Source organism: Thermosporothrix hazakensis (assembly GCF_003253565.1).
Classification (GTDB): Bacteria; Chloroflexota; Ktedonobacteria; order Ktedonobacterales; family Ktedonobacteraceae; genus Thermosporothrix; species Thermosporothrix hazakensis.
On the sequence record NZ_QKUF01000005.1, the window covers coordinates 50,489 to 73,508 of the forward strand.

A 23,020-nucleotide genomic window follows, 5' to 3' on the forward strand; every position below is an offset into this window, starting at 1 on the left:
AATAGTAAGGAGAGCTGAAAAGGTATGGATACACTACGCTTTGGCATTATTGGATGTGGCGTGATTGGCCCGGTGCATGCCGATGCACTGGCAACGATCCCGGGGACAAAGCTTGTAGCCGTCTGCGACCTTAATACGGAACGAGCGCAGAAGCTGGCGGACAAGCATCAGGCCACTCCCTATCAAGATATGCAGACAATGCTCTCGACCGAGAAGCCAGACGTTGTCTGTATTTGTACGCCAAGCGGGCTGCACGCCGAACATGCCGCCGCCGCGTTGCGCTCAGGCAGTCATGTCATTGTCGAAAAGCCACTTGATATTACTGTGCCACACATCGAAATGCTGTTGCAGGTTCAGCAGGAGACCGGACGCACACTCTCGGTCATCAGCCAACACCGCTTCAATATAGCAACTCGACAGGTGCGTGAGCTAATTCAACGCGGCGCGTTAGGTCGGCTCGTGCTCGGGAATGCCACGGTGCCCTGGTGGCGCACACAACAATACTATGATAGCGACGACTGGCGCGGCACCATCGCTCTGGATGGCGGCGTCCTGATGAATCAGTCCATCCACTCCATCGATCTCTTACAGTGGCTGATGGGGCCGGTCAAGCGTATTTCCGCCTACACTGACACGCTGGTACGCAGGATCGAGGCAGAAGATGTTGCAGTTGCCATTCTGCGTTTTGCCAATGGGGCACTTGGCACGATTTCCGCTACCACCGGGGCCTATCCCGGTGTCACCACACGGATTGAAGTCTTTGGCGATCAGGGCTCAGCAATCATTGAGGAGCAGCAACTGACCTATCTCAGGCTTTCCGACGAAGGGAAACAAAAGGCCGGCGAATACGCAACCATTCTTTCCGATGAGGAACAGGAAGGCTCCGGCGGTGCCGGTCAGGCCACAGATATTATGGTTGCCCGTCACGCACGCCAGATTGCCGATGTCGTTGAGGCGATTCGGGAAGGACGACGCCCGTTTATCGATGGACAGGAGGGACGTCATCCCGTCGAAATCATCCAGGGTATTTACGAGTCAGCTCGCACAGGAAAAGAGGTGATCTTCGCATGATCCGTCTCTCCGCGTTCGCGGATGAAATTTCAGCCGATCTGGAAGAGCAGATAGCCGTCCTGAAACAGGAAGGCATTCACTACATTGAGTTGCGCTCTGTCTGGAATACCAACGTGCTACACCTCAGCGATGAGCAACTTGCCACCATCAAGCAGCGACTGGAGGCCAACAACCTGCATGTTGCTGCTATTGGTTCACCCATTGGCAAGGTCCCGGTCACCGCACCTTTTGAGGAGCACATGTACCAGTTCGAGCGCGCCCTGATCGTTGCTCGCCGGATGGAGACACCATACATCCGAATTTTCTCCTTCTATCCGCCCGAAAACGAGCACGAGCGCTATAGAAGCGAGATTCTACAGCGTTTGCGTTCGCTAGCTGATCGGGCTCAGGAGCAGGGAATCACGCTCTTGCATGAGAACGAAAAGCTGATTTACGGGGATACAATCGCCCGCAACGTTGATCTACTGAGCACGCTTGAGCATCCTCATTTCCGTGCGGTACTCGATCCTGCAAATTATCTGGAATGCAAGCAGGTTCCTTTCCCTGACGCCTACACAGCTATCAAGCCATGGCTGGCCTACGTTCATGTCAAGGATGTCACCCATGATGGCACGCTGGTAGTAGCCGGTGAAGGAGAAGCTAACTGGCCCGCGCTGCTTGAGCAGTTACGGACTGATGGCTATGATGGCTTCTTCGCATTGGAGCCGCATCTTGCCGCAGCCGGTCAATATCAGGGGTTCAGCGGAGCAGCGCTGTTCCGCAAGGCCTCACAGAGTTTTCAGCACCTCCTGAAAACAATGCACTGGGAATACAGGTAGTTCACGACAAAGGAGTCACAAAATACCTATGACCACTATTGAGAATCCTAACGTTCAGGCCATTCGACAGCAGTTACGAGTAGCCTATAATGACCTCAATGCCCTGCTGGATAATCCAATCAGCGGGCTTGAGCCGGAGCAGCTCTACAGGCCCGCAGCTCCTGGCGAGTGGTCGATCATGGAGAATCTGGCTCACATCAACGAGTTCCTTCCCTATTGGGCCGATGAGGTCAGCAAGCTGGTTGCCCATCCGGGACAGAACTTCGGACGGACCATGAAGCATGAAGGCCGTCTACGAGCCATTGAAGAGCACGGTCACGACACGCTCGAACAGGCCCGGGCCGCCTTGCCAAAAAATTACGCTTATGTCGATGGGGTGTTAAGCAAGCTCACAGATAGCGACCTTGAGCTGACCGGGCATCACGTCACCTATGGCGAGCGTACCCTTGCCTGGTTTATTGATGAGTTCCTGGTGCGCCATGTCGCCGCGCACGTTGAGCAGATCAAAGGCTGCCTCTAGCGATCTGGCCCCTTCGGGCTGATGCTTGAAGGGGCTCAATCAACCAGCGGGAAGTGAACACTGAAGTGAGTGCCAATCCCCGGCGTACTTTGCACCGTAATTTTTCCCTGCATCTGCTCTGTGAGCGTTCGGGCAATCGCTAGCCCCAACCCCGTTCCCTGCCGGGTTCGCGCTCGATCCGCCCGATAGAAGCGCTCAAAGATATGCGGAAGATCCTCGCTCTCAATCCCGATGCCGGTGTCCTTGACATGCAGAATACCTTCCTGCTCTTTGCGTTCCAGCGAAACTGTTATCTTCCCGGGCAGCCCACTGACCGCATCTTTCTCTGGCGTATACTTGATCGCATTATCCAGCAAGATCACCATAATACGCCGCACACTCTCCTCATCTCCGTTCACGCGTACCGGCTCGATATGGCCCACCTCAAGCTGTAACGACGAACCCTCCGAATGCAGACCACCACGCACCTGACGCACCAATTGCAGCAGCACACGCTCCACCTCAACCGGATGCTTCCCCTTCTCTCTTTTCCCGCTTTCTTTGTCTGGTGGGAGCGCTCCGGCCGTATCTGCTCGGGCCAGTAACAGCAGTTCGTCGACAATACGTGCAAGGCGCAGCGTTTCGCTATGGGCATCTTGAAGCATTGTCTGCTGCTCCTCAACCGGCAATTCGTGCACATGTTGCTGTAAGAAGGCCAGATTCCCCTGAATAATGGTCAACGGAGCTCGGAGCTCATGCGAGGCATCAGCAACGAACCGGCGCTGCGCCCGCGTTGCCTGTTCCAGCGCGTCAAGCATATCGTTAAATGTATCCACGACCTCCGCCATCTCATCGTTACTGGCAGGGCGGCGCACACGCTGGCTGAGATTGCCTGTGTGGGCACTACGAGCGATACTACGGGCCGTTTGCACGATTGCGCTCAGCGGCCAGAGCACGCGCTTCGTGGTAAAGTGCATGCCAATCGCGGCGATGGCAAGGGCCACCAGCGCCGATACACCGAGCCAGATCGCCAGCGTACTTTTTGTGCGCTCCTCCGCCTGAAGCGTCTTGGCCGTCAGCAGCACCCCGATCACCTTCCCGTTGCCGGTCGTCTCGCCCTTCGCGTTCACCTGTGGCTGTCGGATCGGTTCGACATGAATACGAATCTTCTCTTTCGCGGGCCCGATGTCAATCACATCCGCTGGAAACTCACCCTTCATGGCAGCCGTAAAGCTCTCCTCCGGCGGCAGGACATAGGACGAGAGCGGCTGTGGGCTCTTGGTTTCATAGAGCGTCTGCCGCTGAAGATCAAATACCTTGACAGCTATACCCAGGGTGTTCTCTGACTCACTATGTGTATCAATCACTTTCAGTGTCAGCGGTTTGGGCCAGCTCCCATTTTGTGTCGGATGAGCAAGCAGAACCGAGCGCACATTTGTCTGAGCCGCTCCGGCCTCCGCCTTTAAGGCTCCTGCCGCTGCCTGATCGATCGATTGAGAGGAAAAAAAGAAGGCCAGAATTCCCGAGATCAGCAATACCACCAGAATCAAGATGGCATACGAAAAGGAGAGGTGCCAGCGCAACGAGTGAGGCGTTTTCGGTTGCAGGACGCGGTCCTCGTCTCTCACCAGGTGGGATGTATTATTCCTTAAAGACATACCCGATTCCGCGAACAGTGTGAATCAGCCGTGATTCTCCGTTCGCCTCCAACTTCGTGCGTAGATATCCAACATAGACCTCAAGCACATTGGATGAGCCTTCAAAGTCCATCCCCCAGACACGATCCATAATAATATCACGTGTGAGCACCTGACGAGGCCGCCGCAAAAAGAGTGCAAGCAGCTCGTATTCGGTCGGGGACAGCTCAATCTCTCGCGGTCCACGGTGCGCGATGCGGGTACCTGTATCAAGCTCCACATCCGCATAGCGTAAGATCTCATGCCGTTCTGCCTGATTCCTTCTCAGAAGCGCTTTCACCCGGGCCACCAACTCCTCAGGCGCAAAAGGCTTAATCAGGTAATCGTCGGCCCCAACATCAAAACCTTTCACCCGATCAGCAACGGCGTCGCGCGCGGTCAACAGCAAAATTGGCACATTATCGCCTGCGGAACGCAAGCGCTGCACTACCTCCAGGCCATCAATGCCGGGCAACATAATATCCAGAACGATCAGGTCCGGGGCATACTCAAGTGTGCGGCTTAACGCTTCGTCCCCGCTGGATGCGACAGTCACATTATACCCCTCATAGGCCAGAATACGCCTCAGCAACCCTGTGATATGGAGATCATCGTCAACAACCAGCAAATTTGCTTTCACAGCATCCTTCTCCGTTTCCGTCTGTTTTTCTTCTCCCAAAAATGAACAGGCATTATCATTCTCGCTACTAGTATAGCATTATCAAGCCGTCTCAAGCAGAGGGTTTCTTTGCGCAATCGTGTATCTTTTTCGCATCCTGGTCGCAGATTCGCCCACTTTTCTGTTTCCAAAGGGAAGTGAGATGTTGTAGACTTATAACATATAAAAAGCACCCACTATTTCTTAGAGAGCGAGGCATCTTTTCGGTGGCAAAGACTCACGTCAACGTAGGAGTCATTGGATGTGGGAATATCAGCTCTATCTACCTCCAAGCTCCGCAGAAATTCAACATTCTGAATATTGTTGCCTGTGCCGACATTGATATGGACAGAGCCCGGGCACAAGCTGAAAAATACAACGTTCCCAGAGTCTGCACGGTCGAAGAACTGTTAGCCGATCCTGAGATCGATGTTGTTTTGAACCTGACAATTCCTAAAGTGCATGCAGAGATCAGCCGAGCCGCCATCAAGGCCGGGAAGTCCGTCTATAGCGAAAAGCCTCTTGGCATCGAACGCGATGAGGCTCGACTGCTGCTCGAAGAGGCCGAGGCAAGCCAGTTGCGCGTTGGATGCGCACCGGATACCTTCCTCGGAGGCGGCTTACAGACTTGCATCCGCCTGATCGACGAGGGAGCCATTGGTACCCCGGTCGCCGCCACTGCCTTTATGGTCGGTCACGGTCCAGAAAGCTGGCACCCTAACCCAGACTTCTTCTATCAGATAGGCGCAGGCCCGATGTTCGATATGGGTCCCTATTATCTGACCGCCCTTATCTCTATGCTTGGTCCAGTACGCCGCGTCACCGGTTCGACCCGTATTTCGTTCCCCGAGCGCATCATTACCAGCCAGCCATTACACGGCACTCGGATCACCGTCACCACACCGACCCACGTCGCCGGTCTGCTGGATTTTGAGTCCGGTCCGGTTGTGACCATCATCACCAGCTTTGACGTCTGGTCACACAAGCTCCCATGCATCGAAATTTATGGAAGTGAAGGCACCCTCAGCGTCCCTGATCCCAATACCTTCAATGGACCGGTGTACCTGCGTCGCGCGGGCGAAACCGAATGGAGCGAGGTGCCCCTGACCCACGGCTACACCGAGAACTCGCGTGGTATCGGTCTGGCCGATATGGCCCACGCCATGCGCTCAGGTCGCCAGCACCGTGCCAATGGGAAACTGGCCTATCATGTCCTCGACATCATGCAGGCCATTCATGACTCATCTACGGAGGGCAAACACATCGACCTGAATAGCATGTGTGATCGCCCCGCACCACTTACTCCTGGACTGCATACCTGGGAAGACGATCAGGTACAGTAGAAATAGATCATCAAACATGTTTCTTTGAAGAACTTTTTCGAGGAGGAAACAGAGGTGTCACAGATCAAAGGACCAGCGATATTTCTCGCACAGTTCGCGCAAGACGCAGCGCCGTTTAACACCCTGCCCAACATCACCAACTGGGCGAAGGAGCTCGGCTATCTTGGCATCCAGATTCCAGGCAACGAAAGCCGTTTTATCGATCTGGACAAAGCCGCAACATCAAAGCAGTACTGCGATGATCTAAAAGGTCAATGTAACGGGCTGGAAATCACCGAGATCGCCACCCATCTGATCGGTCAGCTTGTTGCCGTCCACCCGGCCTATGACGTTATGTTCGACGCGTTCGCGCCCAAAGAGTACCGCAACAACCCACAGGCGCGCGCCGAATGGGCTACCCAGACCATGATTAAGGCGATCAAGGCATCTCGTAACCTTGATCTCAACGTTGTTCCGACCTTCTCCGGCGCGTTACTCTGGCACACTATGTACCCCTGGCCGCAGCGTCCGGCGGGTCTGGTTGAACTTGGCTTCAAAGAGCTTGCACGCCGCTGGCAGCCTATCCTGAACGCGGCGGAAGAGTACGGTGTTGATCTTGCCTACGAGATTCACCCGGGAGAAGACCTACACGATGGTGTCTCATTCGAGCGCTTCCTGGAAGCGACCGGCAACCATCCACGAGTACATATTCTCTATGATCCCTCGCACTTCGTCCTGCAACACCTTGATTATATCGGGTACATTGAGGTGTACAAAGAGCACATCAAAGCGTTCCATGTCAAAGACGCCGAATTCAACCCCTCACCTCGCTCCGGCGTCTATGGCGGCTATCAGGATTGGGTTGACCGTCCCGGACGCTTCCGCAGCCTGGGAGATGGGCAGGTAGACTTCAAGAAGGTCTTCAGCAAGCTGACACAGATCGGCTTCTCCGGGTGGGCTGTTCTTGAGTGGGAATGCTGCTTGAAAGATGCCGATCAGGGCGCTCGTGAGGGTGCACCCTTTATCAAGAGCATGCTGATCGATACGCCGAAACATGCCTTCGATGATTTCGCGGGCGGCGAGGTCAGCGAGGAAACCAATCGGCGCATTCTGGGGCTGGCATAAGTCCCCACGCTGAGGGAGGCATGCATGCCTCCCTCATACGGCAGCATTTGATGAGGAAGGAGATGAGAGACGATGGCTCGCGATGTAGCAAATAGACGATTACGCGCCGGTATTGTTGGAGGCGGCCCGGGCTCCTTTATTGGCGCAGTGCACCGAGTAGCCGCTGAACTGGACGGACAGGCGAGCGTGATTGCAGGCGCGATGTCCCGAGATCCGCAAAAGGCACAGGAAGCCGCAGCCGCCTGGTATCTTCAGCGCTCATATGCCAGCTTCCAGGAAATGGCTGAAGCTGAGGCAAAACGCGAAGATGGCATTGACTTTGTCATTATTGCCACACCAAACTATATGCATTTCCCGGTAGCGAAGGCGTTCCTGGAACAGGGCATTCACGTGGTGTGCGACAAGCCAATGACCCTCACGCTTGAAGAAGCGCAGGAACTGGTCAAACTGGTCGAAAGCAAGCAGATTATTTTCGCGCTTTCGCATAACTACACGGGCTATCCCGCAGTGCGTCAGGCCCGCCAGATGGTGCGGCAGGGAGCGCTTGGTGACATCCGCAAAGTGCTGGTCGAATATATTCAGGATTGGCTCATTGAGCCGGTCGAGCGTTCAGGCAACAAGCAGGCACAATGGCGTACTGATCCGAGCAAATCGGGGGTCGCAGGCTGCGTCGGTGATATCGGCACGCATGCGGAAAACCTGCTTGAATTCATCACTGGCCTGAAAGTGACCTCGCTGTGCGCCGACCTATCCACGTTTGTTGAGGGGCGCGCCCTCGACGACGATGCCAATATGCTACTCCGTCTGGAGAATGGCGGCAAGGGCGTGCTCACCTGCTCCCAGATCGCTGCTGGAGAAGAAAACAACCTCTCCATTCGCATCTATGGCAGCAAGGCAGGCCTTGAGTGGCACCAGCAAGAACCGAATACCCTGCTCTTCAAGCCCTTCGGTCAACCACAACAGGTCTATCGAACCAACATGGGCTTTATGAGCGACGAGTCAAAGGCCCTTTCGCGCCTGCCCGCAGGACATCCCGAAGGCTTCTATGAGGCTTTTGCTAACATTTACCGGCTTGCCATTGCCGATATTCGGCGCCTTGAAAGGGGACAGCCGCTTGAGGGAGGCTACCCCACCGTTCAGGATGGCTTACGCGGTCTACAATTCATTGTCAAGGCCGTCGAAAGCTCACAACACGGTGCCACCTGGGTCTCTCTCGATTAACAGAAAAAAGAGCCGGTAAAGCGACAAATGCTTTACCGGCTTCTTCATCGAGTAAACGCGTCGGCACCATTCGCCACAGAACGCACCTGTTTCATCATCTCGATTCGCTTTCGTGCCAGCAGAGCCGCAGCACGATTCGTGGAAACATGCTGCTCTTTCGCCAGTGAGATAACCTGTTCTACCGCCTGATACAGTCGCCTGACCGCGGCTTCCGCACGTTGCTGCTTGTACCCACCGGGCAACAGACTATCAGCGCCGACAATTACCCCACCCGCGTTCACAATATAATCTGGTGCATACAGGATGCCACGCTGCTCCAGAAGCTCCCCGTCTTGCTCTTCCTGCAATTGATTATTCGCTGAACCACAGACAATCTCACAACGCAACGTAGGAATCGAGGTCTGATTGAGGACACCACCCAACGCACAGGGACTGTAAATATCAACTGGCAGCGTCGCGATCTCACCTGGCGCAACCACTGTCACCTGCTCATGTGTTGCGACACTCCTGACGCGCTCTTCGTCAACGTCGGCAATCGTAACCAGCGCACCGGCCTGTACCAGCAGTTCCACAACATGCGAGCCAACCGCGCCAACGCCCTGCACAGCAACGTGCCGCCCCTGGAAACGCTCATCACCGTAGACGGCCTTCAAACAGGCTCTCATCCCGGAGACAACCCCGAGTGCGGTCGCAGCCGCCGTATCGCCCGGCCCACCAAGCGCCTCGGAGTAGATCGTGACATAGGGGCATTCCTGCCGCAGAATGTCCATATCCTCAAGGGTTGTGCCAACATCCATCCCGGTAATAAACAGGCCATTAAGCCGCCGGATAAATCGCCCCAGGACGCGCAGCAAGGCCTCCGACTTGTCCCGCTGTGGATCACCGATCACAACACACTTACCACCACCCAGATTCGCCCCCGCCGCCGCACACTTATAGGTCATCGCTTGTGCCAGCCGCAACGCATCCCTGATCGCCTCCTCTTCCGTGGCATATGGCTTCATCCGAATGCCGCCAGCCGCAGGGCCAAGCGTCGTATCATGAATAGCAATAATCGCTTTGAGGCCGGTACTCTGCTCCTGACAGAAGAAGAGATGTTCATAGTCGCCCTGTTCCATCGCTTGAAAGATAGACGTCATTGTCTTCCCCTTCTTTTTGAGAACATGCCATCAATAAATCTCTCTCCAGATTGTACCCCCAGAAGCAGGTATTTCTCAAATCTGCCAGAAGAAAAGGAGAGCAACACAGGAACCGGTTACTCTCTTTTCTACTCAAGATATGCTGCTTATCACGGCTTAAAGATAGCGGGTAAACTGCTCACCCAGGAGCTTTTCGAGAAATGGCGTCACCTGCCAGAATGCTTTCAACGCCTTATATTCCTCGACAAACTGCGCCTCTCCCCGCTCAGCACGCCTGATTGCACGGATCATCAGGTTTTTAGCTGTATGCTCTGCCGAGATAAACTCGACCACATCCGTTTTATATCCCATGATGCGCAAGATTAACGCTCTGAAGGTATCGGTCAACAGATCAGCCTGCCGCTCCTTGAGAATGCCATAGCGCAGGACAGGCTTGAATAGTTCCGGAGGATTCGCTGTGATCTGCTTATTGAGATCATGATGACAGCAGGGCACAGCCAGAATCATCTTTGCACCCAGTTGAATGCCCTTTGCCAGCGCATCATCTGTCGCGGTATCACAGGCGTGCAGCGACAGCACGATATCCGGTCTCTGTTCGGGCTGATACTCGGCAATGGGCGAAGGAATAAACGACACATTGAGCCAACCAAGCTCTCGGGCAAGGGCGGCATTCTTTTCCATCAACTCGCGATTAATATCGACCCCGACCAGTTGCGCAGGCACTCTTCGCACGGCGTTGAGATAATGATATACCGAAAACGTGAGATACGATGAGCCACAGCCACAATCCAGAATGTGAACAGGACCATGCTTGCCCAGATGCTCCACCTCACCGGTATGTTCCAGCATCTTCAGGAACTCATTGACCTGATAGTATTTATCCCGCATATCAGGCTTGATATTGCCCTGCGCGTTCATGATCCCGACGCCCTGAAGAAAGGCCCGGGCACTCTCTTCAGCCAGCGGTTGCGGTTTCGGACGATCATGCTGTAGAGACACTTCCTGCTTCTGCTCAACAGCCTGCCGATGAATGATCGCTTTCCCTTTCTTTGTAATTTGAATAGAGATCTGCGCATCGGTCAGTTGCAGCGTAATATGCCGCAGAGGAAGGGCCAGCGCCTCATCTAGTTTCTGCTTGAACTCTTCATCCCGATAATTTTTGGTAATATCTTTCCTGGCATCGAAGTAAGAAAACTGCATATGCCTGGCATTCTTAATAAGCACAGGACGCATCACAATTTTCTGCCATCCGGCTACATTCTCGGCACACTTTGCAGTCAGCCGGACAAACTTCTCAGTGTCCTGTATCGCTTCACGTACTGTTGCTTGATAGGTCGTCTCACTCACCTTGCTGGCTCCTTCTGCACAAAGGGGATTTTGCGTTGAAAGACCCGTAACCTTTGTATATTCTCCTTGTCTGCAAGTAGGTCACGGCATATCTGCCCGCCCGATATTATAACACCCTTGTATAGAGCTCGCATGAAACGGTGCTACCAGCTCCCACACGATGAATAGCCGCAAGAGGCGGACTATGACAGCCCGCCTCGATAGCTCAGGCACTGGCAGCATTCAAGCGCTCAAGCTGTTCCGCACTCAAGCGAAGCTCAAGCGCCCCGAGGTTCTCCCGCAATTGCTCGCTTTTGCTGGCCGCACTGATCGGGATCACTCGTGGCGATCCCTGTAGCATCCACGCAAGCACCACCTGATTGCGTGTTGCCTCGACCTCTTCGGCGACCTCTGTCAGTACCTGTAGCCGTCGCTGGGTGTCGGGGCCCACATATTGCGCTGGCAACTCAACATCGTTGCGTGTGTATGAGCCGGACAGCAAGGGAGAATATGCCAGCAGCGAGAAGTCTGCATGCACACGACAATAGTCGAGCAACTCGTCATTCACACATAGCTGAACGCCGAAGTCAGCTCCCGGTTTGGGGCGCAGATAGCTATACCGCTGTTGAACACACTGAAACTCTGCCCACTGGTGAGCCCGGCTGACCTGCCGCGCCTCCTCTATCCGCCACGTCATGCGATTGCTACAACCAAGCATAGAGACTTTTCCTTCTCTTACCAGACGATCGAGCGCCTCGAGCGTCTCTTCCAGCGGGGTCGCGCGATCCTCCATATGGGTATAATAGAGGTCAATGTGGTCTGTTTGCAGACGCTTCAGGCTTCCTTCGATTGCCTTTATAATTGTCCGAGCTGAAAGCCCCTCGGCCTGATCTAAGCCGCCGCCCGGGACAGTCGGTCTGGCTCCCATCTTCGTCGCGACAAAGATCTGATCCCGATTGCGCCGCTCCTTCATCCAGTTCCCCAGGAGCGTCTCGCTTTCGTCGCCAGTTGCTCCCTCAACCCAGAAGGCATAATTATTCGCCGTATCAACAAAGCAACCGCCCGCCTCAACATAGTCATCCAGAAGCTGATAGGCGATTTCCTTCGGAATCCTTGTGCCAAAGAACATACACCCCAGACAAATCGCGCTTACCTGTACGCCTGTTTTTCCCAACGGAACCTGCTGCATTTTTCTGATCCTCCTGATATTTGGTAGGCGTATCATATCCCGCTTCTCCCTTCGCCACATCCGCCCGCAGCAGCAATTTCGGGATCATCCTATTCGTTCTGTTGGGTAAGTTTTGGATCTTACAGCAGATTCAGTTCTCGGGCCCGTGCCACCGCTTGCAGCCTACTCTGAGCCCCAAGCTTCTGACAGAGATGGCGTACATGCGACTTGGTTGTGCTGAGCGCCAGACAGAGCTCGTCCGCTATCTCCTGATTCGACAGACCCGCCGCCACAAGTCGCAACACCTCCACCTCCCGCTTGCTCAAGCGCTCCGTTTCTGCTCGCGGTACCACCTGAAATCGGGCGGCATAACGTCTGAGCACTGGATGCTCCAGAAGCACAAGTAGAGAATCATGCACATCGAGGAAAAGCCGCCGATACCCCGCTGTTTCCGCAGCAGCCAGCGCCTGACGGAGGAACGAAAGCGCCTGCTTCTGTCTGCTCAACTCGTTCAAGGCCAGCGCTTGCATCGTTCGGGCAAGCAGGGCATTTCTGAGATGCTTTTCCTCCTGGGCAGTCTCATACACGCCCTCAAGCAGCTGCACCACATCCTCATAGCGTCCCTCAGCCAGCCAGACCCGTGCCAGCAGGAGACGGAAGTCATCACGTTCTGGAAATGGAGAGTCATCAATCCCGAGCCTGTACAGAGCGCGCTTTGCACTCCCCACATCCTTCTGAGCGAGCGCTACCTGTACCGTCGTGGCCACAAGTTGATCATGCAACCACGGTACCTGTCCAACAATAGCCACCTGTTCGGCCTTCCACAGTAATTCCCAGGCATGCTCAGGCTTTTTGAGCGCAGCATAGATCAGCGCCTGGATGCAACAACCAGTCAGCACCGCTTTGATTTCACCGCTCTGCTCACCCAGTTCAACGCCCATTATTGCCTGTTGCAAGGCCGCTTCAAGCTCATTGCGCTCATAGAGCAGTTCGGCAAGCCCCACATGCACAACCGCCGTTACCGGGACCCGATCCTGCTCCCGCACACCAGCAATATGAAAGGCCTGAGCAAGAAGCGTCTGCGCCTCGACGAGCCTCCCCTGATTGACACAGTTCGCTGCCAGATAGCGACTTGCGAACAGAGCCGAGCGCAGGCTTCCCGCCGCTCGACTGCTGCGCAACGCCTCGGTTAGCAAGCGATAGGCCTCATCAAGATGTGCATATGCGCCTGCAAGCCCAAAAGCAATATCAGCTCGCAGAAGCGCACGCTCCATTGGCAGCAGCTGTAAGGCCTGTTGGGAGAAGTGTACTACAAGCTCATGCTTCTGCTGAAAGGCCGCAAGGCGTGCTCGTAGCGCGGCAATGTCTCCCTGCAACGATGCAGAGCCAGCAAGGCACGTCAGCAGCGCTTCCAGTTTCGATACCTCACCTTTACCACTCAATAGCAAGGTCCAGGCATACCAGAGATCCAGCAAGGGACGCCGTCCAGAGCCAATATCCGGTACACGCAATAGCCACCCCGATAACCGCCCGACCTCGCCGCGCTTCCAGATGAGTTCTTCACCATAACGCTCTATCAGCGCACAGGCATCCTCGATCTCGCCGGCAGACAGAAAGCCTTCTATCGCTTCATCCCATGCTCCCTGCTGAGCATGCCAGCGTGCGGCTCGCTCCTGAAGCAGCGTTACCTGCTCTGGAGCGCTTCGCCTGAGCTTCTCTTGCAGGAATTCAGCGAACAACGCATGATAGCGATAGTGCTGCCGCTCCTCATCCAGCGGGACCAGAAACAGATTCGCCCGTTCAAGTTCCAGCAACATTTCAGACCATATCTGGTCATTCCCGGTCGCAAGCACCGCGGTACAAAGGGCGGGTGTTAGCCTCGTCAAACAGGCAGTTGAGAGCAGAAAATGCTGTATATCGGGCTTCTGTTGCGCAAAGACCTCCTCAGCGAAGTAGGCAAAGAGCGAACGCTGACTGCCCGTGAAGCAATCCAGCACCTCCCCCGGTCGCTCCTGCCCCTGTAATGCCAGAGCCATCATATGCAGCCCGGCAATCCAACCATCCACCCGCGCATCTATCAAGGCATATTCCTCAGCCGTGAGCCGCTCACCCAGTGTCAACTGGAGAAACTGTTCCACCTCGTCAGTCTGTAACCGGAGATCTTCGGCCCGAAGTTCAACTAACTCCCCATACATTCTGGCTCGTCCCAGAGACAATGGGGGCACAGTACGACTGGAGAGAATCAGGTGAAGATCAGGAGGCATATGAGCAAGCAGAAACTCAAGCCCGGCATGAATACGCGGCTCTGTGATGACATGGTAGTCATCGAGCACCAGTACACCGCGTGGTTGATTGTTCAGCAAGGAAGCCAGCACCGTTTCAGGGCTCATCTGTGGGGTTGAATACAACTGCGTCGAAAGCGCCACCCCTCGACAGCGCAATAGCGCGTTCCAGATCGCATCCCAGAAACGAGATAACTCATTATGCCGCGCATCCAGCGTCACCCAGAACAGCGGAAGCCGCTCACGTTGTGCGGCATACCACATCGCGAGCAGCGTTGTTTTGCCAGAACCAGCCGGAGCCGTGAGCAGCGTGAGTTTGGCCTGTATACTGTGCTCAAGCCGCTGAAGCAGGGCGCGACGCTCAAGTAATGATTGATGATGCCTGGGAAGAGGGGGCGGCCCAAAACCAGAGAAAAGAACATCCTGTTCATTGTATTCGGGTTGCGACGATCCGATAAGCCGCTGCATTGCCTCATACAGACGCTCTAACGTCAGGTCTTCGCTGCGCCCGAGATACTTTTTCGAGAGCTTGCCCCGGCGGCTCTGATAGGCAATCCAGTACCAACCGCCACGCTTTCTCCGCTCTTTTCGGGCTGTAAATGATCCCGCCTCGTGGTGAAAGAGAAAGGCGTTGTTTGCTTCAAGCCATTTGAACCACAATGGAGAGCCAACCGGAATAGCACTGGTATTATCATGTAAAGTGTTGCGCTCAATACGCGGAGTTCTGTGAGCCATACACGCCCTATTCTACCAGAAAGATGATCCTGTACGAAAAAGCATAGCAGTTTGCTTTCACGTCTGTCAATCCATGCGCGGATGGCTCAGCCACAAAACAAAAAGAGAGAGGGAGAAAACAGATAGACGCTTCCTCCCTCTCTCATTGATCCAGGCGCTTATGGTTGCTTTGCACTACCAACAGCAAAGAGGCTACTATATTCTGGCGGCAACTGTGAACGAATATCGCGCAACTCTCCCTTTGTGATTGCCTCTTGCAGCACGCTCATGACAGCCTTTGCATGGAAGGTCGCTTTCGGCAGGTCAACCCCTTCCCGATCGGCAACACGCAGGAAGAACTCATCAAGATTGAACCGTTCACCCATACCAGCCAGACCGGAGAGTACATATTCAGCCATTTGCGAGGGGAGCTGAGAAGCCAGGTCTTTTGCTTCTCCTCCCGCCAGGCGTTCACCGAGCGTTTGCAAGGTCGCGCGTACCGCTGCCTCCGCATCGCCCCGTGAACTCATCCGTCCTCTATGCTGCACCTGGCCGATAAATTCATCATGTTGCATACTATACCCTCCTGCATCGGAACTCTCAACAATGGGATCCACTCTCTCTGAGGCACACGCATCACCGCTGCTCAATGTGACTCAACATTTATCGTCTGCTTGACAAAGCCACACCGAACCACGTATGCTTGAAGTACATCAGAATGTAGCCCACGAGAGGAAGCATAGCATGCATCAATATTGACGCTGATACCTGATAACCTATAAGCTCTGTCTTCCCTTCATCTACCCTCGTGTACATGAAGCGTTTTATTGTGTCCTCCGCCCCAACCGGGCCCGTGCCCCACCTACTGGCATTCCTCTCTGACTCACCTCACAAAATCAGCTTCATAGACACACGAAAAAGGAGAAACCAAACATATGATCATGCTTCCAGAAGAGTTTCACCATCACATCCTTAAGTATCATGAAGAAGAGGGGGCAGCGTGGCTGGAGCGCCTACCAACTATTCTTGAGACCTGCATTCAGCGCTGGAATCTCTCGCTTGAGCCACCTTTTGGTAATCTTTCCTTTCATTATGTTGTTCCTGCGACACAATCCGACGGCACGCCAGTTGTCTTGAAGGCCTGCGCCCCGACAGGAGAGTTTCAAGAGGAAGTTGCGGCTCTGCAACACTTTGCCGGTAAGGGCATGGCCAGATTGCTCGCCTTCGATTCCGATACAGAAACAATGCTGCTGGAGCGCCTGCTTCCCGGTACCATACTCAGCACCATCCAGGACGATCAAGCTGCAACTTCCGCTGCTGCTGCCGTCATGCGGAAGCTCTGGAAGCCAGTCTCATCCGATTATCCTTTTCCGACCATCCTGGAGTGGGGGCAAGGGCTCACCCGCCTGCGAGCCCACTACAACGGTGGTCATGGACCCTTCCCCGCTGCCCTGCTCGAAGAGGCGGAGGCCAATCTGACCGAGCTGGGTGCCTCCATGCCCGAACAGGTCTTGCTGCATGGCGACCTGCATCACGATAACATTCTGTCAGCCCACCGCGACACATGGCTGGCCATTGACCCCAAAGGCGTTGTAGGTGAACCGGCCTTTGAAATCGGGGCCTTTCTGCACAACCCGGGAACCCTGTTTGAGCGCCCTCATCCAGAGCGGATTATTGCACGCCGTGTCGATCAATTTGTAGATGAGCTCGGCCTGGATCGTAAACGGGTTCTGGGCTGGAGCATTGTACAGTCGGTGTTAGCCGCGTGGTGGGGCGTTGAAGACGCAGACCAGCTCTGGGAAGAAGCCCTGCGCTGTGCAGAGATCCTCTCGACCCTCAAACGCTGAATGTCCGATTTTACGCAGGAAGTGGCTCTCTTCGAGCTACTTCCTCTTCCACAGATCACACCTTTCTTTCTCCACATATATAGTGCAAGCAAGCGTTCAAGTATAACAGTGCATAAATGCACTATTGCCTGAAGATCTTAAATATGCTATACCTTTATATATACATATCTGTTTGCAAGAGTGTCTGGAAACAATCGAGCAGTGTGCAGCCAACAAACAATATCGACACGCTTCATCTTACAATAGATATTTTAACTGTAACTGCACTCTCGCAGAAAATAAAGTATAATAATAACAGAAATACTAACAGCAAGCATAGGGGTCAAGAATTGCTGTTAGCGAACGGTTACTCGTAGAGATAAGTGTTTGCACAAAAGATGCTTGCTTTCCTGCATCTTCATATCCGATGGAACTTCCAACCCGGCGCGCACCGGTTCTTCCTTTCCAGGTGCTCGCAAGCCTCGTATTCCCTGCACAGGAAGAGGCTTCAGGTTTTCAAGGATAGGGAATCTTTAGAGGGAGAACAGATGGAAGAAAAAGCATGGTCCAAGAAGAAACGTCACCCAAACCTGCAATTAAAAATGGAACGTGAACGCCGTTTCTGGACACTCGAAGATGTTGCCACGCGTATCAGCAACTTGCCAGATTTCGGACCAGGCGAGCCCGACCCGCGTACAGTCGGACGCTGGGAACGTGGCGTGTCTTTTCCGAGTCCACGCTATTGTCGAGCTTTGTGCACCATTTTTGAAAAGGAAGCCGATGAGCTAGGATTGATTCCTCCCTCTGTCGAGGCCAAAGGCACAAAGCCACTCGGACAAGCCGCAACGCCAAACCAGACCGATGCACCCGAGTCGGCCACTACTCAGAGTGCTCTTTCGCCGGATACGGCCATACCGGAGACACCCGATCTGGTAGAAGACCAACAGACAGAGAGCACCATTGCGCCTCAGGTCCTCCACGAGGAGCCGGACCCCAAAAACCGACTTCACCTGCTCAAACGCGTGCGTTCTTTCTGGATCGTTGGTGTCCTCGAGCACTCGCTGCACAATACGCCTCATCTGGCATTACGCCTGAAAACCCGGCCCGATGCGATCGACAACCCCTGGCAACATGTTATACAGGAATGTGCACAACCGTCCAGGCTTCTGCCCGCCGGGACAAGCATCTTGCATCTGTATGACGATGCCGATGGCTCCTTGCTTCTCCTGGGAGAACCAGGGGCAGGCAAAACGACGCTGTTACTGGAACTGGCAAGCCATCTCCTTGATCGTGCAGAAAGAGATGCCTCGTTCCCGGCTCCCGTCGTCTTCCACCTCTCATCCTGGAATAACAGGCACACAACGCTGACTGCTTGGCTTATTACTGAGCTACACGAAAAGTATCAGGTACCGCGCCATCTGGGCCAGCAGTGGATTGAACACGGACACATTCTGCTTCTGCTTGATGGGCTTGATGAGGTGGCCGGACCTCATCGCGCAGGCTGTATCGAGGCGATCAATGCCTATCAGCGCGAGCATGGCATGGTTCCAATAGTTGTCTGTAGCCGCCTGCATGAATACTTCGCGCTCCCTGTCCGGTTGCAACTGCGCAGCGCCATTCATGTTCAACCACTGTCACTTGAGCAAATCGACGAGTATCTTGCAAAAGCCGGGCCCAACCTTGAAGCCGCCCGCACCGCCCTCAGCAATGATCCGATGCTCCGCGAGATTATGGCGTCACCTCTGATGCTAAGCATCCTCACGCTTGCGTATCAGGAGACACCGCTTCCCGAGCTGGATCAGAAAAACTCACTGGAAGCTCATCGTACCCATATCTTCTCTGCGTATGTTCAGCGAATGCTTGAGCGTCGTAGCCTTGACACGCGCTACCCGACCTCCCGAACCATCTACTGGCTTGCGCAGCTCGCTCGCCATATGAAAGAGCACAACCAAACCATCTTCTATATCGAGACGTTACAGCCTGACTGGCTCCAGAACAGCAAATGGCAGCACATCTACACCTTTCTTGCCACCAGACTGATCGGAGCACTCATCGGCATTTTCGTCAGTATCATCATTAATCTTCTTCTCTTTACAGATACCCCCATCGATATCTTGATCGATGCCTGTGCCGGGGGCCTGCTTGGCTCTCTTATCAGCGGGAGTACTTACCAGACGCTCAGGAAGAGGCTTCCCTATTTTCTGCACAGGTTCATTCCAGCAAGCGACCCCGGGAAGCGCCGAGGACTGGTCAAAGGGAGTGTCTGGCTGCTTCTCCTGTATGCATGTAGCTGTTTTGTGTTTTATCTGGTCACGACGTTTCTGGGGCTGGGCTTCTTTTTGCACTATCCGCTGAGCTCTATGCCACCACATATTCTCAACTTTACGCTTACCACCCTGTTATTAAGTATTCAGCTTCCCGGCCTCGGAGAAACCATTCGTCCCACAGAGATCATACGCTGGTCACGGCAGGCGTTTACCACGCGCCTTCTGAATCGAACTCACGGGAAAAACGCTCTCTTAATCAGCGCACTGACAACCCTCATCATCGCACTAACCTTTGGCTTTATGCCCAGGCCCCTGCTGGACTGCCTGGCTCAGGGAACTGCTGTCGGGCTCAGTCTCGGGCTGAATTACTGGCTGCTGTTGGCAGTCTTTCAGGGGCTTTCCAGTAACACCCTTTCTGAAGAGCACCGGGCCACACCCAATCAAGGTATTCATTGCTCGATACGCAATAGTCTGATCGTTTGCCTTGTCAGCGTAATCACAGTTGCGCCGGTCTACATGTTCAGTAGTGTGCTAGCGCACCTGCTCTATACCAGGACCCTGACGAGTCACGAGCTATTCCTGCTTCTGCCATATAGTATCGCTCAGGGTCTGGCTATCGGCATACTGGCCGGGCTTCTCAACGGTGGTCTTGCCTGTATACAACATGGCATCCTGCGCGCCATTCTAACGCGACGCGGCATCATTCCCGCGCACTTTCCACACTTTCTTGAGTATGCAGCCGAGCGTGTTCTGCTCCGCAAAGTTGGCGGGGGCTACATCTTTATCCACCGCCTGCTTCTTGAGTACTTTGCCGGATTGCCCAAAAACACGCAATCCAGCATCTGCCTTGCAGAGCAGCACCTGGTAGAAAAGCAAGCGATGATACCGTTACGCTAAATCGCCCCTTGCTTTTCGTATAGATTGTTTAGCTACTCCTGATCCCATTTCCGGACAGGAAGCACATCATCAACAAAGGAGAAACGAATATGACCACTGAGATGATTGTTCAGGCATGGAAAGATGATACCTTTTTGACGGAGCTTTCCGGCGAAGAACAGGCCAAGCTTCCCGCAAATCCAGCGGGAGACATCCAGCTTGAGGAGCTACATCGGCTCTTGCAGGGGAACGGCTCTCAACTCCATCACCTCGATTACACCGTGACAACCTGCCTGTCGCTCTGTCATCGGGGGCTCCCCAACATGCTGAACACCTTCTAAAAGAGTTGCATGCGCTAGTCTCCTTTCGCGCACAACGACTTGTCTCCCGCGAGGTATGATACAATGCATATCAAAACTCCTGGAGGCAAGTCATGCCACACCGCTACCCATTCGCCCCGGAACTCACTGATACCTATCTCGATACAGTTTGGAGCAGGCTTAGGCCGCATCTGCGTACCACATTTCTCCTTCCGAGCCCGGCCCTGTCTGACCTGTGTGGCTGTGAAGTTACTCTGGCCTGTGAGACCTTTCAACACACGGGCAGCTTTAAATTTCGCGCCGCCTACAATCTGGTCTCCGAAACCGAGAAACAACAGATCATCACTGCATCCTCCGGCAACTTCGGGCAGGCCATTGCGTATGCGTGCAAGCTGCTCAAAAAGAAATGCATCGTCGTCATGCCTGCTACCTCCGCTCAAGTCAAGATCGAAGCAGTCAGATCTTATGGTGGGCAGGTCGATCTGATCGACACGAACCGCATCAGCCGGGCAGAGCGCGTCGCGCAGCTCATGGAACAGTACCCGCACGCATTACAGGCCTCTGCCTATGACGACTTCAGAGTCGTTGCCGGAAACTCCACACTTGGACGGGAAATCTTGCAAGCGGCTCCCTTCGATGCAATACTTGTCCCGGTAGGTGGCGGCGGCTTAAGTTCAGGGCTCGTCGTTGCACGCGACCGACTTCAGGCCACGACAGAGATCATCGGCGCAGAGCCACAACCGGGAGATGATGCCGCCCGCTCTCTGCGCTCAGGCCAGCTTGTAAAAAACGAGCGTGAGCCCGCCACTATTGCTGATGGAGCACGTACCATCAGCCTCGGTGAACTCAATTGGAATATCTTGCGGCACGGTATAGCGGATATTATCCCGGTTCCTGATGCCTCAACGCTTCAGGCGCTCCGTACCTGCTTCCGTACAGTGAACCTGAAGGTCGAACCGACCGGCGCACTGGCCATTGGCGCATTGCTCCAGGCAAAGACTCGCTTTGCCGGAAAGCGCGTCTGTTGTGTCGTCAGTGGGGGAAATGTTGATCCAGCGGTCTACGCGAAGCTGCTAGTAGAGGGATAGGGCGCGTTCCTTGCGCCTTATCCCATCAGGTCAGAGAGGAAAAAGAGAAAAATTCGAGAATTGGGCTTGCGCTCCTGAAGACGTATCGGGAAGATCAGAAACAAAGAGCGCAATTGATCCGCTTTTATATGACGAATCATCGATGGTTGCCAATGTATAGCCATTGACAATCAAGCTCATCGATGACCCCTTTGCCGCAATCACGATGTGGTTCATCTTGCCCATCGGACGAATGGCCCCGTGCGACCCTCCTTTCAGCATTGTCATCGTCTGACCGGTTTTATCAGCAGTATGATGCTTAAAGATCTGATAGGTTCCATCGCCGTAGAGCTCAAACCGATAGGATTGGGCGAGATCACTGTTCGGAGAAGCAGTACTCCGAATAAAGACGCCATAGCCGCCCCCACCCTTTTCTGATGCCCCTTTTGTTAGCGTCGCATCCACAAACAGCTTGAAGTCTCCATACTGCTTGGAGCCGGGAACCATGACCCACATCACTTTTCCATCGTCATGTTCAAGCGTCAGATAGCCATTGCCAGCAGATGCTGAAAACTTGTGTACAGGATCAGATGTTACATCCCATCCCTTATCGTTATTCTGGAACGCATCAGCAAAAAGTGGCTCTCCTGCGGGCGTGGGCACCGGCTTTACCGGGAACGGAGAATTCGCCTCTTCTAACTGCGGTTTCAGCACATATGTATATCCGGCAAAAGAACCACCTCCTAGCAGCACCAGCAGTGCCAGAACCACCCCGAGCACAACCATTGGTCGCTTCTTTGTTCTGGAAGAGGCGGAAGCCGACTTGCTGCTATGCTTATCGGTCGAAGGCTCAGTTAGTTTTGGGAATGTATCTGTACTGGGCAGCGAGGGCTGAGGTGATTTAGCCGGTATTGATGTCACAAGAAAAGAGGCGGCTTGCTGCTGAAGCATACCTGAGGAAGGCTGTGGAGCGACAGAAGATGTCGACAATGGCTGAGAGACATTCCACTGTACCTGCTTTGTTTGACCCCACTGTCCTGTGACTGAAGCGTGCTGTTGCCCCGCTTGTGTTCCAGAAGGAGGCGTAGCTGTGGTTTCCTGTGGAAGTGACTGTGACGAGAGATACTTGTTCCATTGAGATCCTGGTTTCGATTTGAACAGGCCCGATGTGTTAGGGCCTGACGATTGCTGCGGTGGCTGTTTCAATTGTCCCCAGGAAGCGCCTGCAAAGTGACTAAGTTTTAAACCAGAAGATGGCCTTTGTCCGGAGGAAGACCCAACCCCATACGGTGTGGACGCAGCGACAAACCCACAACTCTGACAGGCTCCCCCTCCGGCAGGGAGTATCGTACCGCATCGCTGACACTTCTGAATCGAATCACCTCCGAAGGGAGAAACAGGTGAGGACATATCAAAAACCTCCAGAACAACCTACAAATTCTCTTTTTTTCAAATGTTTTCATTTCTACAAGAAACATCGTCCTCCTCCCCTTGCCGTCACGCTCTTGAGAAAAATACCCTATTCTCTCTCCTTCTATCTTCCCATCCGCTGCGGTCTGCGTTTTCTTACTGGTAGCGGTTCATTTCAACCATTCTACAAGAGGCAAGATAGACCGTCAACACATACAAGACACCACATAGGAAT

18 protein-coding genes are annotated in these 23,020 nt (G+C 54.1%); 10 read left to right on the forward strand and 8 right to left on the reverse strand.

Annotated elements, in window-relative coordinates:
* The first annotated feature begins 24 nt into the window (after window positions 1-24).
* Genes EI42_RS09650 through EI42_RS09660 form a run of 3 tightly spaced genes read left to right on the forward strand, consistent with a single transcriptional unit; the run spans window position 25 to window position 2,409 of the window.
* Window positions 25-1,071 (forward strand): Gfo/Idh/MocA family protein, encoded by a 1,047-nt coding sequence (locus EI42_RS09650; RefSeq protein WP_111321293.1) that lies wholly within the window; start codon window positions 25-27, stop codon window positions 1,069-1,071.
* Window positions 1,068-1,889, forward strand: a complete 822-nt coding sequence (locus EI42_RS09655; protein ID WP_111321295.1) for a sugar phosphate isomerase/epimerase family protein — start codon at window positions 1,068-1,070, stop codon at window positions 1,887-1,889. The genes EI42_RS09650 and EI42_RS09655 overlap by 4 nt, the downstream gene beginning before the upstream one ends.
* Window positions 1,890-1,917: 28 nt before the next feature.
* Window positions 1,918-2,409, forward strand: a complete 492-nt coding sequence (locus EI42_RS09660; RefSeq protein WP_111321297.1) for a DinB family protein — start codon at window positions 1,918-1,920, stop codon at window positions 2,407-2,409.
* 35 nt (window positions 2,410-2,444) lie between these two features.
* On the opposite strand, the gene EI42_RS09665 is transcribed toward EI42_RS09660, so the two are convergent.
* Both EI42_RS09665 and EI42_RS09670 read right to left on the reverse strand, forming a co-directional pair.
* Window positions 2,445-4,046: a sensor histidine kinase gene (locus tag EI42_RS09665; protein WP_111321299.1), complete on the reverse strand. Its 1,602-nt coding sequence runs from the start codon at window positions 4,044-4,046 to the stop codon at window positions 2,445-2,447.
* A complete protein-coding gene (locus tag EI42_RS09670; protein WP_111321680.1) occupies window positions 4,030-4,704 on the reverse strand; it encodes a response regulator transcription factor in 675 nt (224 codons plus the stop codon). The genes EI42_RS09665 and EI42_RS09670 overlap by 17 nt, the downstream gene beginning before the upstream one ends.
* Window positions 4,705-4,940: 236 nt before the next feature.
* Here EI42_RS09670 and EI42_RS09675 point away from each other — a divergent pair, with 236 nt between their 5' ends.
* The 3 genes from EI42_RS09675 to EI42_RS09685 all read left to right on the forward strand — a co-directional run bounded on the left by EI42_RS09675 (window position 4,941) and on the right by EI42_RS09685 (window position 8,390).
* A complete protein-coding gene (locus EI42_RS09675) occupies window positions 4,941-6,065 on the forward strand; it encodes a Gfo/Idh/MocA family protein (protein WP_371860005.1) in 1,125 nt (374 codons plus the stop codon).
* A gap of 54 nt (window positions 6,066-6,119) precedes the next feature.
* The gene (locus EI42_RS09680; protein WP_111321303.1) at window positions 6,120-7,169 is read left to right on the forward strand and encodes a sugar phosphate isomerase/epimerase family protein; all 1,050 of its coding nucleotides are present in this window, start codon (window positions 6,120-6,122) and stop codon (window positions 7,167-7,169) included.
* Between the two features lie 72 nt (window positions 7,170-7,241).
* Window positions 7,242-8,390: a Gfo/Idh/MocA family protein gene (locus tag EI42_RS09685; protein ID WP_111321305.1), complete on the forward strand. Its 1,149-nt coding sequence runs from the start codon at window positions 7,242-7,244 to the stop codon at window positions 8,388-8,390.
* Window positions 8,391-8,434: 44 nt separating this feature from the next.
* Here EI42_RS09685 and EI42_RS09690 read toward each other — a convergent pair whose 3' ends face one another.
* The 5 genes from EI42_RS09690 to EI42_RS09710 form a co-directional block, all read right to left on the reverse strand.
* Entirely contained in the window at window positions 8,435-9,529 is a 1,095-nt protein-coding gene (locus EI42_RS09690; protein WP_111321307.1) for a Glu/Leu/Phe/Val family dehydrogenase, read from the reverse strand.
* Window positions 9,530-9,685: 156 nt separating this feature from the next.
* Window positions 9,686-10,876 carry a class I SAM-dependent methyltransferase gene (locus EI42_RS09695; RefSeq protein ID WP_111321309.1) on the reverse strand — a complete coding sequence of 397 codons (1,191 nt, stop codon included), beginning with the start codon at window positions 10,874-10,876 and terminating at the stop codon, window positions 9,686-9,688.
* A gap of 205 nt (window positions 10,877-11,081) precedes the next feature.
* Entirely contained in the window at window positions 11,082-12,044 is a 963-nt protein-coding gene (locus tag EI42_RS09700; protein WP_111321311.1) for an aldo/keto reductase, read from the reverse strand.
* A 119-nt stretch (window positions 12,045-12,163) separates the two neighbouring features.
* Window positions 12,164-15,040 (reverse strand): winged helix-turn-helix domain-containing protein, encoded by a 2,877-nt coding sequence (locus EI42_RS09705; protein WP_111321313.1) that lies wholly within the window; start codon window positions 15,038-15,040, stop codon window positions 12,164-12,166.
* Window positions 15,041-15,198: 158 nt separating this feature from the next.
* Entirely contained in the window at window positions 15,199-15,594 is a 396-nt protein-coding gene (locus EI42_RS09710) for a DUF2267 domain-containing protein (RefSeq protein WP_111321315.1), read from the reverse strand.
* Window positions 15,595-15,954: 360 nt separating this feature from the next.
* Between EI42_RS09710 and EI42_RS09715 the strand changes: the two genes are divergently transcribed.
* From EI42_RS09715 to EI42_RS09730, 4 genes are all read left to right on the forward strand, one after another.
* Window positions 15,955-16,866 (forward strand): aminoglycoside phosphotransferase family protein, encoded by a 912-nt coding sequence (locus EI42_RS09715; RefSeq protein WP_111321317.1) that lies wholly within the window; start codon window positions 15,955-15,957, stop codon window positions 16,864-16,866.
* A 527-nt stretch (window positions 16,867-17,393) separates the two neighbouring features.
* Entirely contained in the window at window positions 17,394-20,009 is a 2,616-nt protein-coding gene (locus EI42_RS09720) for an NACHT domain-containing protein (RefSeq protein ID WP_170142508.1), read from the forward strand.
* Window positions 20,010-20,098: 89 nt separating this feature from the next.
* A complete protein-coding gene (locus EI42_RS09725; RefSeq protein ID WP_111321320.1) occupies window positions 20,099-20,329 on the forward strand; it encodes a mersacidin/lichenicidin family type 2 lantibiotic in 231 nt (76 codons plus the stop codon).
* Window positions 20,330-20,421: 92 nt separating this feature from the next.
* On the forward strand, window positions 20,422-21,396 hold the full coding sequence (locus EI42_RS09730; RefSeq protein WP_111321322.1) for a threonine ammonia-lyase: 975 nt from the start codon (window positions 20,422-20,424) through the stop codon (window positions 21,394-21,396).
* A 30-nt stretch (window positions 21,397-21,426) separates the two neighbouring features.
* On the opposite strand, the gene EI42_RS09735 is transcribed toward EI42_RS09730, so the two are convergent.
* The gene (locus EI42_RS09735) at window positions 21,427-22,296 is read right to left on the reverse strand and encodes a 3-keto-alpha-glucoside-1,2-lyase-like domain-containing protein (RefSeq protein WP_211326103.1); all 870 of its coding nucleotides are present in this window, start codon (window positions 22,294-22,296) and stop codon (window positions 21,427-21,429) included.
* Window positions 22,297-23,020: the final 724 nt, after the last annotated feature.